Genomic DNA, 14,976 nt, shown 5'->3' on the forward strand with positions numbered 1-14,976 from the left:
CGTTGCGCCACCACCTTAGCCAATCGGTAGAGGATCGCCTAAAACAATCGAACTTTACTTTTTCGAATATGTTCATTAAAGTTCGCAAACGAACACACTGGTTTCGATAGTTTTCCAAACGGCTTCACGAACGCGACGCAAGGGACACAGCAGGTGACGCAAGGCTCGAGATACGATTTGCTCGTCGTGGGCGGCGGGATCAACGGCGCAGGTATCGCACGCGACGCGGCGGGCCGCGGCCTGTCGGTGCTGCTCTGCGAACAGGACGATCTGGCGGCGCATACGTCGTCCGCCAGCACCAAGCTGATTCATGGCGGCCTGCGCTACCTCGAATACCGCGAATTCGGGCTGGTGCGCAAAGCCCTGCAGGAACGCGAAACGCTGCTGCGGGCGGCGCCGCACATCATGTGGCCGCTGCGTTTCGTGATGCCGCACATGCCCGATCTGCGGCCGGCCTGGCTGATCCGTGCCGGCCTGTTCCTCTACGATCACCTCGCGAGACGCGAACTGCTGCCCGGCTCGCGCGGCATCGTCATGCGCAACCATCCCGCCGGCGCACCGCTGGTGGATTCGATCAAGCGCGGTTTCGTGTATTCGGATGGTTGGGTCAACGACGCACGCCTCGTCGTGCTGAACGCGCTCGATGCGCAGGAGCGCGGCGCGAAGATTCTCACGCGCACCAAACTGCTGAGCGCGGTGCGCGCCGGCGGCGAATGGCGTGCGCAACTCAAACGCGCGGACGGCACGATCCTCGACGTGCGCGCCGCCTCGATTGCGAATGCGGCCGGTCCGTGGGTCGGCGAACTGCTGCAAGGCGCGCTCGGCCGCGAGGCAACGCATAGCGTGCGCCTTGTGAAAGGCAGCCACATCGTCACGCGCCGTTTGTTCGAACACGATCACGCGTACATCTTCCAGAATCCGGACAAGCGGATCATCTTCGCGATTCCGTACGAACACGATTACACGCTGATCGGCACGACCGACATCGAATATCGCGGCGACCCGTCGCAAGTCGCGATCACGCCTGACGAAACGCAGTACCTGTGCGACTCGATCAACCGCTACTTCAAGCAGAAGATCTCGCCGCAAGACGTACGATGGACCTATTCGGGCGTGCGCCCGCTGCTCGAGGAAGAAGGTGCGGACAACCCGTCGGCGGTCACCCGCGACTACTCGCTCGAACTCGATGCGCCTGCGGGCGAAGCCCCCCTTTTGTCGGTGTTCGGCGGCAAGATCACGACGTTCCGCAAGTTGGCGGAAGAAGCCGTCGACACACTCGCGCATGCGCTGCACAACGGCACGCCTACGTGGACAGCCGGCGCGCCGTTGCCCGGCGGCGATATTCCGCAAGCCAATTTCGAGCGCTTCCTTTCCGGGTTCAAGCAGCAGCATGCGTGGTTGCCCGCCGACCTGGCTCACCGCCTCGCCCGCGCGTACGGCACGCGGGTGAAGAATGTAATCGGCAACGCGCGCTCGGTGGCCGATCTCGGCCGCGCTTTCGCGCCGGGTCTTTACGAAGCCGAACTCACTTATCTGCGCGACACCGAATGGGCGCGCAGCGCGCAGGATGTGTTGTGGCGCCGCTCGAAACTCGGCCTGCACGTCGAACCGGGCACGCTCGATTCGATCACACACGACATCGACGCGTGGTTCCTCCGCGAGCCGGTACGACAGAGCGCTTAGTTACAACGCGGCCTGCCCGCGTGTCAGAACAGAAACGATTTCACAACCTCGGCTACGGACAAAGCCGGGACGCACACCCGCAAGCCGGTGCAGCCCGCTTAAAACAACAAGCCGTTCCCGTCGCCGGTAAGCAGTCCGGCGATTCATAAAACGCATGGAGAAGAGACAATGCAGGACCAGTACATCCTCGCGCTTGACCAGGGCACCACCAGCTCGCGCGCGATGCTGTTCGACCGGCTCGGCAACATCGTGTCGACCGCTCAGAAAGAATTCCAGCAAATCTATCCGCGTCCGGGTTGGGTCGAGCACGATCCGCAGGAAATCTGGTCGACGCAAGCCGGCGTGGCTGCGGAAGCCGTCACACGCGCGGGCATGAACGGCACCTCGATCGCCGCGATCGGCATTACGAATCAGCGTGAGACCACCATCGTGTGGGACCGCGAAACCGGCCACCCCCTCTATAACGCGATCGTCTGGCAAGACCGCCGCACTGCGGACTTCTGCGATCAACTCAAAGAGCAAGGCCTCGAAGAAAAAGTCCGCGCGAAAACCGGTCTGCCGATCGACTCGTATTTCTCCGCGACCAAGATCCGCTGGATTCTCGACAATGTAGAAGGTGCGCGCGAAAAGGCCAGGCAAGGCCGCCTCGCATTCGGTACGGTCGATAGCTGGCTGGTATGGAATTTCACTAAAGGCGGCCTGCACGTCACCGACGTGACGAACGCGTCGCGCACGATGCTGTTCAACATCCACACGCTGAAGTGGGACGACGAACTGCTCGAAGCGCTCGACATTCCGCGCAGCATGTTGCCGGAAGTGCGTGCGTCGTCGGAAGTGTATGGGCCGACCAAGACCACCGTATTCGCCTCGAAGATTCCGCTCGCGGGCATCGCCGGCGACCAGCACGCTGCCCTGTTCGGCCAGATGTGCACGCAGTCGGGCATGGTGAAGAATACCTACGGCACAGGCTGCTTCCTCGTGATGAACACCGGCGACAAGCCGATCGAATCGAAGAACAATCTCGTCACCACGATTGCGTGGCAGATCGGCGACCAGATCAACTACGCGCTCGAAGGCAGCATCTTCATTGGCGGCGCCGTGGTGCAATGGCTGCGCGACGGTCTCGGCATCATCAAGAACGCCGCTGAAATCGAAACGCTGGCGCGCGGCGTGCCGCATTGCGACGGCGTGTATCTGGTGCCCGCGTTTGCAGGTCTCGGCGCGCCGCATTGGAATGCCCGCGCTCGCGGCACGCTGTTCGGCGTGACCCGCGGTACGACCTCGGCGCATATCGCCCGCGCCGCGCTCGACTCGATCGCCTATCAGTCGCTCGACGTGCTCAAGGCGATGGAAGCCGACTCCGGCATTCGCATCGGCGAATTGCGCGTGGACGGCGGCGCTTGCGCGAACAATCTGCTGATGCAATTCCAGGCGGACATTCTCGGCGTCGATGCCGTGCGGCCGAAGGTATCGGAGACGACCGCACTGGGCGCGGCGTATCTGGCCGGCCTCGCGGTCGGCTACTGGAAAGACGTGGACGAACTGCAAAGCCAGTGGAAGCTCGACCGCCGCTTCACACCGGAACTCGAGCAAGCCGACGTCAAGGAATGCCTCGACGGCTGGAAGCGCGCGATCCGCGCCGCGAAGGCCTGGGCCGACACGCCCTGATCCGAGCCCCCCTTTCGACATAACGAAGCCGCCTATCCCGCGGCTTCCCTAACAGCTATATTTCGGATTACCAACGATGTCTCCTTACATTGCGGAATTCATCGGCACAGCACTCCTGGTGCTGCTCGGCAACGGCGCGGTCGCCAACGTGCTGCTCGCGCGCACCAAAGGCAAGGGCGCCGACCTGATCGTGATCGTGATGGGCTGGGCGATGGCGGTGTTCATCGCCGTCTACGTCACGGCGTCGTTCAGCGGCGCGCACCTGAATCCGGTCGTGACGATCAGCCTCGCGCTGGCAGGCAAATTCACCTGGGCCAAGGTGCCGGGCTACATCGCGTCGCAGATGCTCGGCGGTATGGCGGGCGCCCTGCTCGTCTGGGTCGCGTATCGTCAACACTTCAACAAGGAAGGCGATGCCGATGTGAAGCTCGGCGTGTTCTGCACGTCGCCCGCGATTCGCAGCGTGCCGCATAACCTGCTCACCGAAATGATCGCGACTTTCGTGCTGATTTTCGGCGTGCTGTATCTGGCTTCCCCGCAAGTCGGCCTGGGCGCGCTCGACGCACTGCCGGTCGGCCTGCTGGTACTCGGCATCGGCATTTCGCTCGGCGGCCCGACCGGTTATGCGATGAGCCCGGCGCGCGACCTGTCGCCGCGTCTGATGCACGCGCTGTTGCCGATTCCGGGCAAGCGCGACAGCGACTGGCGTTATTCGTGGATTCCGGTGTGCGGTCCGCTGCTGGGCGGCGCGGCGGCGGCGGGGTTGTATTTGTATCTGCACGCGCACTGATCCTGCGGCACACAGAGGGCGCATATAAGGTGCACACAAGGCGCCACTCAAGTTGCAATCAAGGCGCAATTAAGCGCCGGCATAAAGCTTTGGCGCCGCGCACGCGGCGCCAAAGCACGTATCATGTTGCTTTCTTTCTCCGCGCATGAGCTTGCAATTGTCGTGCTTCCGTGCCTCTCGCTTTCCGTTTTAAAGCATGATCGACCACCTCATCTGTGACTGCGACGGCGTGCTCGTCGACAGCGAAATCATCGCTGACCGCGTGATGCTCGAAACGCTGTCCGCCGCCTTCCCCGGCCTCGACTTCGAACCCGTCGTCAAGACGGCGTTCGGCCAGCAGACCTCGCGCTTTCTCGAAGGTATCGAGAAGTCATTCGATATCACGCTGCCCGCGGATTTCTTCAATACCATCGAACATAACGTCGAGCTCGCGCTCGCGGCCTCACTCAGCCCGATCAACGGCGTGCGAGACGCATTGCAACGCGTGACGCTGCCGGCTGCGGTCGTGTCGAACAGCCGGATAGCGCGGGTGAATGCGTCGGTGCGGCGCGCAGGTTTGCAGCAGATTTTCGGCGAACGGATTTTCAGCGCGGAACAGGTGGCGCGGCCGAAGCCTTATCCGGACGTGTATCTGTTCGCTGCGAAGACGCTGGGTGTGGAACCTTCGCGATGCATCGTCATTGAAGATAGCGTGGCCGGGTTGAATGCGGCGCGTGCGGCGGGTATGAAGACGATCGCTTTCGTCGGTGCGAGCCATATCCCAGACGGCTATGCGGATGCGCTGCGCAAAATGGGCATGACACGCATCATGATGCATATGGATGAACTGCCTGCTCTGATCGAGGCAGCTGTGCGCGGCGAATTCGGCGACGTGCAGTCTTAACGAGTGCAATGACAAAGCGTTCGCGTTCAACTGCCAGCCAGGTCACCGCACGCGCCACATCTTTAACGCATCAAGCCTCGTCCGCCACGCATTCGCGCGCCGTCGCCAGCGCCTGACGGAATTCCACCAGCTCGGCGATCGTCAGCATCGGCAGATTGTGTTGAGCGGCGAAGCGTTCCACATCCGCGCCGCGCGTCATCGTGCCGTCGGCATTCATCAGTTCGCACAGCACGCCGGCCGGCTTCAGACCCGCGAGAATCGCCAGATCGACCGTACCTTCGGTGTGGCCGCGACGCGCGAGCACGCCGCCCGGCTGCGCACGCAGCGGGAACACGTGGCCAGGCCGCACAATGTCGGCAGGCTTCGCCGTATCGCTGATTGCAGCACGGATCGTCGTCACGCGATCGAGCGCGGACACGCCGGTCGTCACCCCATCGCGTGCTTCGATCGAGACGGTGAACGCAGTGCCGTGGCGGCTTTCGTTGTTCACGGCCATCGGCGGCAGTTCGAGCGCGCGAATCTTGTCGTCGGGCAGGCACAGGCAGACGATGCCGCTGCATTCGCGGATCAGCAAGGCCATGGTTTCGACGGAAAGACGCTCGGCGGAAACGATCAGATCGGCTTCGTTCTCGCGGTCGTGATCGTCTTGCAGGACGACGGCACGGCCCTCGCGCATGGCTTGCAAGGCAGCGGCGATACGCGGCGGAACGGGCTCGGTGGCGAGCAGCGGGAGGTCGAGAATTGCGTTGTCCACCAGGGAGACTTCCTTCGGGGCGTCCGCAATGACTGATGGAGCAGGAAAAGTAGCAAAGGACATAGTTGAAACGCTCATCGCAAAAGTTGGGCGAGAAACGTTTCAGGGCATTGCAAACAGACAAAGACGCGCCGTTGAACGCCGCGCAAAGCGACGCTCGCGCACCACCCCAACCTCCGGCGGCGCCACGGAAACGAACATGACTATCTGCACATCTTCTTCCATCCGGACTCTAACCGTCGGCTCTGGCATCTCACCAGATCTGCTGACCCCGTGTCGACCAGAGTTAGCGCTTTAGCGCTTACTCTGGTCCCATGCAAGTGCTGTCGACCAGAGTTAGCGCTTTAGCGCTTACTCGGGTCCCATGCAAGCGCTGTCGACCAGAGTTAGCGCTTGAGCGCTTACTCGGATCCCATGCAACGTAGTTGCACAGCGCCAAACACATTGACGACCACGGGCGCTCGCGGGCTCACCGGCTCACGCTTTCGCGCTGCCGGCATACCGCCGGTGGGGAATTTCGCCCCGCCCTGAAGACGCACTGATTGCCGGATTGACCGGCTGGCAAAGCATACAGCAGTCACCCGGGGCCTGCAGCGCAACCCCTACTGACTAGACGGACATTGCGGCGCCCTCGCACAGCCCCCCGATAAACCTGCTTCTCAAACCGGCGCAGCGGCGCGCGCGATGTCCTGCGGCGCGGGCACGTCCCAGCGCGGCGGCGTTTCCGCCTTTAGCGTCACGCGAAACGCGCGCGCTTCGGTGTCGCCCGGATTGCGCAGACTGTGCGGCTGATCGGCGTCGAACACGATCGCATCGCCCGTTGCCAGCAGTTGGCGTTGATCGTGCACGCTGACTTCCAGCGTGCCTTCGCTGACCACCAGATTCACGGTGGTGCCCGGCGCGCGCGGCGTGCCGGCCTCGGTATGCAACGGCGCGATACGCAACTCGTGAAACTCGGCGGCGGTCGGGTCGGCGTCCGGGTAAAGCGGCCGGGCGGAATAGCGCCCATCCGAACTGACGACGCGCGACGAACGCTCAGCCGGCAGATGCTCGAAGCCGTTGGTGGCATGACGCCGCAAAAACGCCGCCACCGACACCTTCAATGCCGACGCCACCTTGCACAGCACCTTGATCGACGGCACGCTGCGCGCCGATTCGATCTGCGCGAGCATCGCTCGCGAGACGCCCGAGGCGCGGGCCAAGGCGTCGAGCGACAGTTGCCGCTCGGCGCGCAAACGGGCGAGATTCACGCCGACCAGATGTTCAAGCGCATCAAAGGGTTCTGCGGCGCGCGGCGACGCATCGGTGTCAGCCGTGGGATCGCGAACCAGTGCAAGCGGGGAATGCATGATTGCCTCCAGAAGCGCCGCCGGACGGCGGGCAAGCGGTTAGTGGAGGCAAGATAGCATCGCGCCTGGCTGCGCCCAACGAAGTTATCTTCACACTGTTATCAGCATTGCAGAGGACGATTCTCGCCATGCTTATGCGAATTTTTCATGTGCGCCTTCAGGAGCGCGTCGGCGAGTCGGCGAACGCGCTCAAACTCATGCCCGCTGCACCACCGGCGACGTCGGCGCATCGCTCCGCGCCGCGAACCACGTCACCGACAACGCCACCACGCTGACCGCTGCCGCAACCCAGGACAGCGTATCGAGCGAATGACCGTGATTGATCACCAGACCGCCGAGCCACGCGCCGCCCGCATTCCCCACGTTGAAGGCACCGATATTCAGCGTGGAAGCCAGATTCGGCGCCGCAGCCGCCTTTTCGACCACCCGCATCTGCAACGGAGGCACCGTCGCGAACGCAGCAATGCCCCACACGAAAATGGTGATCGCCGCGGCCACCTGCGAATGACTGGTGCGCGCGAAGATCGCCATCACTATCGCGAGCGCCACCAGAATGCCCATCAGCGAAGGCATCAGCGCGCGGTCCGCGAGCTTGCCGCCCACTGTGTTGCCGATCGTCAGACCAACACCGAACAGCACGAGGATCAGCGTCACGCCGCGCGGCGAGAAGCCGCTGACCTGCTCGAGAATCGGCGCGATGTAAGTGAACACCACGAACACGCCGCCGAAGCCGAGCACCGTCATCGCGAGGGCCGTCCAGACTTGCGGATCCTTCAGCACGCGCACTTCATGACTGAGGCCAACCGGGCCGGAATCATGCCGATTCGGCACCAGCGCAGTCACGCCTGCGAGCGACAGCACGCCTAGCGCGCTAACGATCCAGAACGCCGCACGCCAGCCGAATTCCTGGCCCACGAAGGTCCCGAACGGCACGCCGAGCACGTTTGCCAGCGTCAAGCCGGTGAACATCAGCGCAATCGCGCTTGCCCGCTTTTCAGCGGGCACGAGCGAAGCCGCCACCACCGCACCGATCCCAAAGAACGAACCGTGCGCGAATGACGTCACAACACGCGCGATCATCAGCACGGAATAGCTGGACGCGATCGCGCACAGCGTATTGCCGACGATGAACACGCCCATCAGCAACTGCAACGCGAGCTTGCGCGGCATCTTGCTGGTGACCACCGCGAGCAGCGGTGCGCCGACGGCCACGCCAAGCGCATAGCCGCTCACCAGCAATCCGGCCGACGGAATCGACACGGCCAGATCGCGCGCTACGTCGGGCAGCAAGCCCATGATCACGAACTCGGTCGTACCGATCGCGAAAGCGCTGATCGCTAGCGCGAGTAATGGAATGGGCATTTTTCTACTCCAGGTTCGAAAGTTGAGCGTGTTAGCTGCGGGGAGCGTGGCGCAGCGCCGTCACGAATTCGATGACCACGCCCGGCGCGAGCGCGACGAACAGTTGCAATTCGGCGTGCTGCGGACCCATCCGCGGCACTTCGGCGAGCTGATAAGGCATGGCCGCCGCATGCAAGCGCTGCAATAGCGCTTGCCATTCGTCGGCGCTCTCCAGCCGGAAGGCAATGTGATCGATGCGTGGCGCCGCCCTTCCCGCTACCGCGGGCGCCGTCGCGTCGATCAGATGAATCACCGGGCGGCCGTTTGCATACAGCCAATAGCCGTCGATCGAAAACGGCGGACGCGCACCCTCCTCCAATCCGGCCACGTCGACGAAGAAGCGTCGGGCGGTATCGAGGTCGGCGGTGACGATCGTTGCGTGATCGAGTTGCATGGCGTGGGCTGTACACAGCACAGAGGGTTGACGAGGAACGCATTGTGAGCGGAACACGTTGATTTGATAATTGGCGTAGCATTTGAAGCATTTTCAAATCGTCTTTGAAAGTCTGAAAATGGATAACCTCGGTGACATCCGCCTGTTCGTCGAAGCGGCGCAGCAGGGCAGCCTCTCAGCGGCAGGCCGCAAGATGGGCCTGACGCCGGCCGCCGCCAGCGCGCGTCTCGCCAAACTCGAAGCCGGCCTGAAAGCGCGGCTGTTCGAGCGCACCACGCGTCAGTTGAGGCTCACGGACGAAGGCCGCCTCTACCTGAACTGCTGCCGCCAGGCGCTGCAATCGCTAGACGACGCCGAAGCCGCGCTGCAAGCAGGCCAGGGCGTGGTGCGCGGCAAAGTCCGGATCTCCGCAACGTCGGACTTCGGCCGCAATCTGCTGATGCACTGGCTCGACGAGTTCAACTCGTTGTATCCGGAGGTGACGTTCGCGCTGACGCTGTCGGACTCGCTATCGAATCTGGTGCAGGAGGACATCGATCTCGCGATCCGGTTCGGCGTGCCGCAGGACAGTTCGCTGGTCGCCCGCAAGCTGGCGCCGAACCGGCGCGTGCTGTGCGCGTCGCCCGACTACATTGCACGCAAGGGTGAGCCGAAGGATCCGCACGATCTGGCGAATTTCGACTGCATCGTGCTCGGCACCGCGTCCGGGCCGGTCAACGAGTGGCGCTTCACGCGCGGCGACGAAGTGCAGCACTACACCGTGCCGTTGGAAACCGCCCGCGAGACGAATGACGGCGCCGTGGCCCGCGAATGGGCGCGGCGCGGCTACGGGATCGTCATCAAGTCGATGTGGGACGTGGAAGCGGACTTGCGCGGCGACTGCCTGAAAATCCTGCTGCCCGAATGGCGCTATCCTGACGCGCCGCTGCATGCGCTCTATCACCGCAACCGCTTCATGGCGCCGCGTGTGCGCGTGTTGCTGGATTTCCTGAGCGAGCGCTTCGCCCGGGTGTCGGACGAACTGGAAGGCCTGCTGGGCTTGCCGCCGGAGCGGCCGCGAGCAAGCGTGACCGCAGAAACCGCATCCGATGAGGGGCTATAATATTGAGCTACGCTGCAAACGTGCATTGAAAGTGGACGAAAGCGCCGCCCCTCGGCCCGTCCGCACGTTTTCACCCCTCTTCACCTTTTAAACGACGCCCCCAGGTTAACCACTGCGACCGGCGAAAATCGATGACCAAGAAAGTTTATGTAAAGACCTTTGGCTGCCAGATGAACGAGTACGACTCCGACAAGATGGTCGACGTACTCGGCGCGGCGGAGGGCCTCGTCAAGACCGACACGCCGGAAGACGCGGACGTCATTCTGTTCAACACCTGCTCGGTGCGCGAAAAAGCGCAAGAAAAAGTCTTCTCCGACCTCGGCCGTGTGCGCGAGTTGAAAGAAGCGAACCCCAATCTGATCATCGGCGTAGGCGGTTGTGTGGCGAGCCAGGAAGGTGCCTCGATCGTTGCGCGCGCACCGTATGTCGATCTTGTGTTCGGTCCGCAAACGCTGCATCGTCTGCCGCAAATGATCGACAAGCGGCGCGAAAGCGGCCGCGCCCAGGTCGATATCTCGTTCCCGGAAATCGAAAAATTCGATCACCTGCCGCCGGCGCGCGTCGACGGTCCGAGCGCGTTCGTATCGATCATGGAAGGCTGCAGCAAGTACTGCAGCTACTGCGTTGTGCCGTACACGCGCGGTGAAGAAGTGTCGCGTCCGCTGGACGACGTGCTGACCGAAATCGCCGGTCTCGCCGACCAGGGCGTGCGTGAAGTCACGCTGCTTGGCCAGAACGTGAATGCTTACCGTGCCGGCCTCACGCTCGGCTCGTCGGAAATCGCCGACTTCGCTCAGCTGATCGAATACGTCGCCGATATTCCGGGCATCGAACGGATTCGTTACACCACGTCGCATCCGAAGGAATTCACGCAACGCCTGATCGACACCTACGCCAAGGTGCCGAAGCTCGTCAGCCATCTGCATCTGCCGGTGCAGCACGGCTCCGACCGCATTCTGATGGCGATGAAACGCGGCTACACGGTGCTCGAATACAAGTCGGTGATTCGCAAGCTGCGCACGATCCGCCCCGACCTGTCGCTCTCGACCGACATGATCGTCGGCTTCCCCGGCGAAACGGAAGAAGACTTCGACAAGATGATGGCGCTGATCCACGAGATGAAGTACGACACCAGCTTCTCGTTCATCTACAGCCCGCGTCCCGGCACGCCCGCCGCGAATCTGCCCGACGACACGCCGCGCGAAGTGAAGCTCAAACGTCTGCAACATCTGCAGGCTACGATCGAAGAAAACGTTCAACGCATCAGCGAGTCGATGGTCGGCAAGGTCGAGCGGATTCTGGTCGAGCGCCCGGCGCGTAAAGACCCGAACGAACTCGCCGGCCGCACGGAAAACAATCGCGTGGTGAATTTCCCGGCGCCGATCGCGTCGCACGCGCGGCTGATCGGCCAGATGGTCGACGTGAAAATCGTCCTTGCGTACCCCCATTCGCTACGTGGCGAGCTCGTGCTGGTGCAGGACGATGCAGCCGCCGCCACTCACTGAGCGACGCCACCCCGCGTCACGAACCTGACAGGATCGATCCACCGCCTTGAAGACCATTCAGCAGCATCTGGAATTCACCGCACCGCGCGACGACAACGCGCGGCTCGCCAACCTCTGCGGACCGCTCGACGAAAATCTGCGGCAGATCGAGCAGGCGCTCGACGTGACGCTGCAACGCCGCGGCCACCGCATCACGATTCGCGGACGCGGCGCGAAACTCGCGCTCACCGCGCTCGAAAAGTTCTACAACAACTCGCATGAGCCGCTGTCGGTCGACGACATCCAGCTCGCGCTCGTCGAAGTGCGCCATCCGGCGCGCCATCGGGCGAACGGCAACGGCAATGAAACGGTCGATGCGCGTTTCCCCGGCAACCCGGATCATCCGTTCGACCAGCCGGCCGACAACGGCGACGAAGACCTCGAGGAACTCGGCCCGAAGCTGTACACGCGGCGCGCCGATCTGCGCGGGCGCACGCCGATGCAACGCGAGTATCTGAAGCAGATCGTCTCGCACGACGTCACCTTCGGCATCGGCCCGGCCGGGACGGGCAAGACGTATCTCGCGGTGGCCTGCGCGGTGGATGCGCTGGAGCGCGATCAGGTCAAGCGCATCGTGCTGACCCGTCCGGCTGTCGAAGCGGGCGAACGCCTCGGCTTCCTGCCGGGCGATCTGGCGCAGAAAGTCGATCCGTATCTGCGCCCGCTGTACGACGCGCTATACGATCTGCTCGGCTTCGACAAAACCGCCAAGATGTTCGAGCGGCAGATGATCGAGATCGCGCCGCTCGCGTACATGCGCGGCCGCACGCTGAACCACGCGTTCATCATTCTCGACGAAGCGCAGAACACCACGCCCGAACAGATGAAGATGTTCCTTACCCGAATCGGGTTCGGCTCGAAGGCGGTGGTCACCGGCGACACCACGCAGGTCGACTTGCCGCGTGGTCACAAGAGCGGCCTGATCGAAGCACAGCAAGTGCTGTCGGACGTACGCGGCATTGCGCTCACGCGCTTCACCAGCGCGGACGTGGTGCGGCATCCGCTGGTCGCGCGAATTGTGGAGGCGTACGATGCGCATTCGCAGAAAACCGCGAGTCCGGCGGATTCGCGCTGATTTACGGCGCTGATTTGCGTCAAATTTCACTGGATATGCCGCAAAACAGGCAACAAACCGATCACGCATGAGTCGCGCTCCCAAACTGACCTTGAATCTGCAATTCCCCGCCGCCAAGGCCTGGCCGGAACACAAGGCGCTGCTGCCGCGCGCCACCGTAGCCGGCTGGATCAAGGCGGCGCTCTTCGCGGACGGCGAACTGACGGTGCGTTTCGTCGACGCCGAAGAAGGCCGCACGCTGAACCGCACCTATCGCGGCAAGGATTATTCGACCAACGTGCTGACCTTCGCGTACGCCGAATCGGAAGACGATCCGGTGACGGGCGATCTGATCCTGTGCTGTCCGGTCGTCGAGAAGGAAGCCGCCGAGCAGGGCAAGCCGCTCCTCGCGCACTACGCGCATCTGCTGGTGCACGGCACGCTTCATGCACAGGGCTACGACCACGAGGTCGAGGAAGAAGCCGAGGAAATGGAGGCGATCGAAACCGAAATCCTCGGCAAGCTCGGCTTTCCCGATCCTTACCAATAGCCTTCTTCGCCAACAACGTTCAAAGCTATCGTGAGCACTTCTTCCCCTGAAGCCGACACCCGAACGCCCTGCCCGGACTACCCGCCTGCACTCGGCGAATCGCGGCTACTGACGGACGAGGAGTTGCGCGCGTCGCTCGAATGCACGTTGCGCGACTGGGACCGCAAGAGCGACTTGTGGCTGTTCGGCTATGGTTCGCTGATCTGGAATCCCGGCTTGCCCACGATAGAAGCCGCCCGTTCCAAGGTGCACGGCTATCACCGTGGGCTGTATCTGTGGTCGCGCGTGAACCGCGGCACGCCCGAACAGCCGGGCCTCGTGCTCGCGCTCGATCGCGGCGGTTCGTGCGCCGGTATCGCGTTCCGCGTGGCCGCCGAAGGTGCGATGCCGCATCTGGACGCGCTGTGGCGCCGCGAAATGGCGATGGGTTCGTATCGCCCGGCATGGCTGCCGTGCGTGCTCGCCGACGGCCGGCGCGTCGATGCGCTCGCGTTCGTGATGCGCCGCGACGTGCCGAGCTACACCGGCAAGCTGCGCGACGAGGTCGTCAAGACGGTGTTCCGCTGCGCGTGCGGCCGCTACGGCACCACGCTCGAATACGTCAGCCGGACCGTGCATGCGCTGCGCGAAAGCGGCATGCCGGATCGGTCGCTCGAAGCGCTGCTCGAGCGTTGCCGCGAGGAAAGCCGCGAGGCCGGGCAGCAATAGGGCAGCCGCGCTTTTTTTGCTCCAAAACGCTTTTCCCCGCGTAATCAGTTAGGATTGACCTACGCCCGTCGCCCGCGACGGAGCGGTTTCATCCCAGTTTCACTCATCGCCAGCCCGGCGGGACACGGTCCCGCCTTGGTGCCTGGTGTATCCTTAATGCTCTGCAACAGCGCGCCCAGTCTCGCCGGGCGCACTACCATGAACGACACGTATCCCAGTCGACGCCAAACCGACAAACCGCAAGAAAAACGCTCACTCCTCGAGCGTCTGACCGACTTCATCTCGCCCGAGCCCGACTCGCGCGCCGAACTCCTGGAAATCCTGCAGGACGCGCACGAGCGCAACCTGATCGACGCCGACTCGCTGTCGATGATCGAGGGCGTTTTCCAGGTTTCCGAACTCAGCGCGCGCGACATCATGGTGCCGCGCGCGCAAATGGACGCGATCAACATCGCGGACAATCCCGCCGAATTCATTCCCTACGTGCTGGAAAAGGCGCACTCGCGCTATCCGGTCTTTGAAGGCAATCGCGACAACATCATCGGCGTGCTGCTCGCGAAAGACCTGCTGCGCTACTATGCCGAAGAGGAATTCGACGTGCGCGGCATGCTGCGCCCCGCCGTCTTCATTCCGGAGTCGAAGCGCCTGAACGTGCTGCTGCACGACTTTCGCGTGAATCGCAATCACCTCGCGGTGGTGGTCGACGAATACGGCGGCGTGGCCGGCCTGATCACGATCGAAGACGTGCTGGAACAGATCGTCGGCGATATCGAAGACGAATACGACTTCGATGAGGAAAGCGGCAACATCATCGCCTCGCCGGACGGGCGCTTCCGCGTGCGCGCGCTCACCGAGATCGAGCAGTTCAATGAGGCCTTCGGCACGCATTACTCGGACGACGAAGTCGATACGATCGGCGGACTCGTCACGCATCATTTCGGACGGGTGCCGCATCGCGGCGAAAAAGTCCGCCTCGACGATCTGAGCTTCGAGATTCTGCGCGGCGACGCCCGCCAGATTCACATGCTGCTGGTGCGCCGTGATCCGCTCGCCGGCCAGCGCGAGCGTGAAGCACAGCACGTGCAGACCTGATCCG

At 63.0% G+C, this 14,976-nt stretch carries 14 protein-coding genes and 1 riboswitch; of the genes, 10 read left to right on the plus strand and 4 right to left on the minus strand.

Annotation, left to right across the window (positions count from 1 at the left end; all coding sequences use genetic code 11):
- Nucleotides 1-153 precede the first annotated feature (153 nt).
- The 4 genes from glpD to ACAX43_RS06425 all read left to right on the plus strand — a co-directional run bounded on the left by glpD (nucleotide 154) and on the right by ACAX43_RS06425 (nucleotide 5,024).
- Entirely contained in the window at nucleotides 154-1,683 is a 1,530-nt protein-coding gene (gene glpD, locus ACAX43_RS06410; protein WP_370707562.1) for a glycerol-3-phosphate dehydrogenase, read from the plus strand.
- Between the two features lie 168 nt (nucleotides 1,684-1,851).
- Nucleotides 1,852-3,351, plus strand: a complete 1,500-nt coding sequence (gene glpK, locus ACAX43_RS06415; RefSeq protein WP_370707563.1) for a glycerol kinase GlpK — start codon at nucleotides 1,852-1,854, stop codon at nucleotides 3,349-3,351.
- Between the two features lie 76 nt (nucleotides 3,352-3,427).
- On the plus strand, nucleotides 3,428-4,141 hold the full coding sequence (locus ACAX43_RS06420) for an MIP/aquaporin family protein (protein WP_370707564.1): 714 nt from the start codon (nucleotides 3,428-3,430) through the stop codon (nucleotides 4,139-4,141).
- 196 nt (nucleotides 4,142-4,337) lie between these two features.
- Complete coding sequence (locus tag ACAX43_RS06425) at nucleotides 4,338-5,024, plus strand: HAD family hydrolase (protein WP_370707565.1); 687 nt, start codon at nucleotides 4,338-4,340, stop codon at nucleotides 5,022-5,024.
- Between the two features lie 70 nt (nucleotides 5,025-5,094).
- Here ACAX43_RS06425 and ribB read toward each other — a convergent pair whose 3' ends face one another.
- The 4 genes from ribB to ACAX43_RS06445 form a co-directional block, all read right to left on the minus strand.
- Nucleotides 5,095-5,841, minus strand: coding sequence for a 3,4-dihydroxy-2-butanone-4-phosphate synthase (ribB, locus tag ACAX43_RS06430; RefSeq protein ID WP_370707566.1), 747 nt, complete (start codon nucleotides 5,839-5,841; stop codon nucleotides 5,095-5,097).
- Between the two features lie 146 nt (nucleotides 5,842-5,987).
- Nucleotides 5,988-6,317, minus strand: a riboswitch (FMN riboswitch).
- A 120-nt stretch (nucleotides 6,318-6,437) separates the two neighbouring features.
- Nucleotides 6,438-7,127 carry a helix-turn-helix domain-containing protein gene (locus ACAX43_RS06435; RefSeq protein WP_370707567.1) on the minus strand — a complete coding sequence of 230 codons (690 nt, stop codon included), beginning with the start codon at nucleotides 7,125-7,127 and terminating at the stop codon, nucleotides 6,438-6,440.
- Nucleotides 7,128-7,322: 195 nt separating this feature from the next.
- A complete protein-coding gene (locus tag ACAX43_RS06440; protein WP_370707568.1) occupies nucleotides 7,323-8,489 on the minus strand; it encodes an MFS transporter in 1,167 nt (388 codons plus the stop codon).
- 31 nt (nucleotides 8,490-8,520) lie between these two features.
- Nucleotides 8,521-8,922, minus strand: coding sequence for a VOC family protein (locus ACAX43_RS06445; RefSeq protein WP_370707569.1), 402 nt, complete (start codon nucleotides 8,920-8,922; stop codon nucleotides 8,521-8,523).
- 118 nt (nucleotides 8,923-9,040) lie between these two features.
- Between ACAX43_RS06445 and ACAX43_RS06450 the strand changes: the two genes are divergently transcribed.
- The 6 genes from ACAX43_RS06450 (at nucleotide 9,041) to ACAX43_RS06475 (ending at nucleotide 14,972) form a co-directional block, all read left to right on the plus strand.
- The gene (locus ACAX43_RS06450) at nucleotides 9,041-10,024 is read left to right on the plus strand and encodes a LysR family transcriptional regulator (RefSeq protein WP_370707570.1); all 984 of its coding nucleotides are present in this window, start codon (nucleotides 9,041-9,043) and stop codon (nucleotides 10,022-10,024) included.
- Nucleotides 10,025-10,155: 131 nt separating this feature from the next.
- A complete protein-coding gene (miaB, locus tag ACAX43_RS06455) occupies nucleotides 10,156-11,529 on the plus strand; it encodes a tRNA (N6-isopentenyl adenosine(37)-C2)-methylthiotransferase MiaB (protein ID WP_370707571.1) in 1,374 nt (457 codons plus the stop codon).
- 46 nt (nucleotides 11,530-11,575) lie between these two features.
- Nucleotides 11,576-12,643 (plus strand): PhoH family protein, encoded by a 1,068-nt coding sequence (locus tag ACAX43_RS06460; RefSeq protein WP_370707572.1) that lies wholly within the window; start codon nucleotides 11,576-11,578, stop codon nucleotides 12,641-12,643.
- 67 nt (nucleotides 12,644-12,710) lie between these two features.
- Nucleotides 12,711-13,172, plus strand: a complete 462-nt coding sequence (gene ybeY / locus ACAX43_RS06465) for an rRNA maturation RNase YbeY (protein ID WP_106354199.1) — start codon at nucleotides 12,711-12,713, stop codon at nucleotides 13,170-13,172.
- A gap of 30 nt (nucleotides 13,173-13,202) precedes the next feature.
- Nucleotides 13,203-13,880 carry a gamma-glutamylcyclotransferase gene (locus ACAX43_RS06470; RefSeq protein ID WP_370707573.1) on the plus strand — a complete coding sequence of 226 codons (678 nt, stop codon included), beginning with the start codon at nucleotides 13,203-13,205 and terminating at the stop codon, nucleotides 13,878-13,880.
- 198 nt (nucleotides 13,881-14,078) lie between these two features.
- Nucleotides 14,079-14,972 (plus strand): HlyC/CorC family transporter, encoded by an 894-nt coding sequence (locus ACAX43_RS06475; RefSeq protein WP_370707574.1) that lies wholly within the window; start codon nucleotides 14,079-14,081, stop codon nucleotides 14,970-14,972.
- The last annotated feature ends 4 nt before the right edge of the window (nucleotides 14,973-14,976 follow it).

The sequence above is a fragment of the Paraburkholderia sp. IW21 genome, from assembly GCF_041321145.1.
Classification (GTDB): domain Bacteria; phylum Pseudomonadota; class Gammaproteobacteria; order Burkholderiales; family Burkholderiaceae; genus Paraburkholderia.

What these genes read in the sequence shown, in the direction of transcription:
- ACAX43_RS06440 (WP_370707568.1), bottom strand. Translation starts at nt 8,489, where the DNA reads ATGCCCATTCCATTACTCGCGCTAGCGATCAGCGCTTTCGCGATCGGT.
- ACAX43_RS06445 (WP_370707569.1), bottom strand. Translation starts at nt 8,922, where the DNA reads ATGCAACTCGATCACGCAACGATCGTCACCGCCGACCTCGATACCGCC.
- ACAX43_RS06475 (WP_370707574.1), top strand. Translation starts at nt 14,079, where the DNA reads ATGAACGACACGTATCCCAGTCGACGCCAAACCGACAAACCGCAAGAA.
- ACAX43_RS06425 (WP_370707565.1), top strand. Translation starts at nt 4,338, where the DNA reads ATGATCGACCACCTCATCTGTGACTGCGACGGCGTGCTCGTCGACAGC.
- ribB (WP_370707566.1), bottom strand. Translation starts at nt 5,841, where the DNA reads ATGTCCTTTGCTACTTTTCCTGCTCCATCAGTCATTGCGGACGCCCCG.
- ACAX43_RS06450 (WP_370707570.1), top strand. Translation starts at nt 9,041, where the DNA reads ATGGATAACCTCGGTGACATCCGCCTGTTCGTCGAAGCGGCGCAGCAG.
- glpK (WP_370707563.1), top strand. Translation starts at nt 1,852, where the DNA reads ATGCAGGACCAGTACATCCTCGCGCTTGACCAGGGCACCACCAGCTCG.
- ACAX43_RS06420 (WP_370707564.1), top strand. Translation starts at nt 3,428, where the DNA reads ATGTCTCCTTACATTGCGGAATTCATCGGCACAGCACTCCTGGTGCTG.
- ybeY (WP_106354199.1), top strand. Translation starts at nt 12,711, where the DNA reads ATGAGTCGCGCTCCCAAACTGACCTTGAATCTGCAATTCCCCGCCGCC.
- ACAX43_RS06435 (WP_370707567.1), bottom strand. Translation starts at nt 7,127, where the DNA reads ATGCATTCCCCGCTTGCACTGGTTCGCGATCCCACGGCTGACACCGAT.
- miaB (WP_370707571.1), top strand. Translation starts at nt 10,156, where the DNA reads ATGACCAAGAAAGTTTATGTAAAGACCTTTGGCTGCCAGATGAACGAG.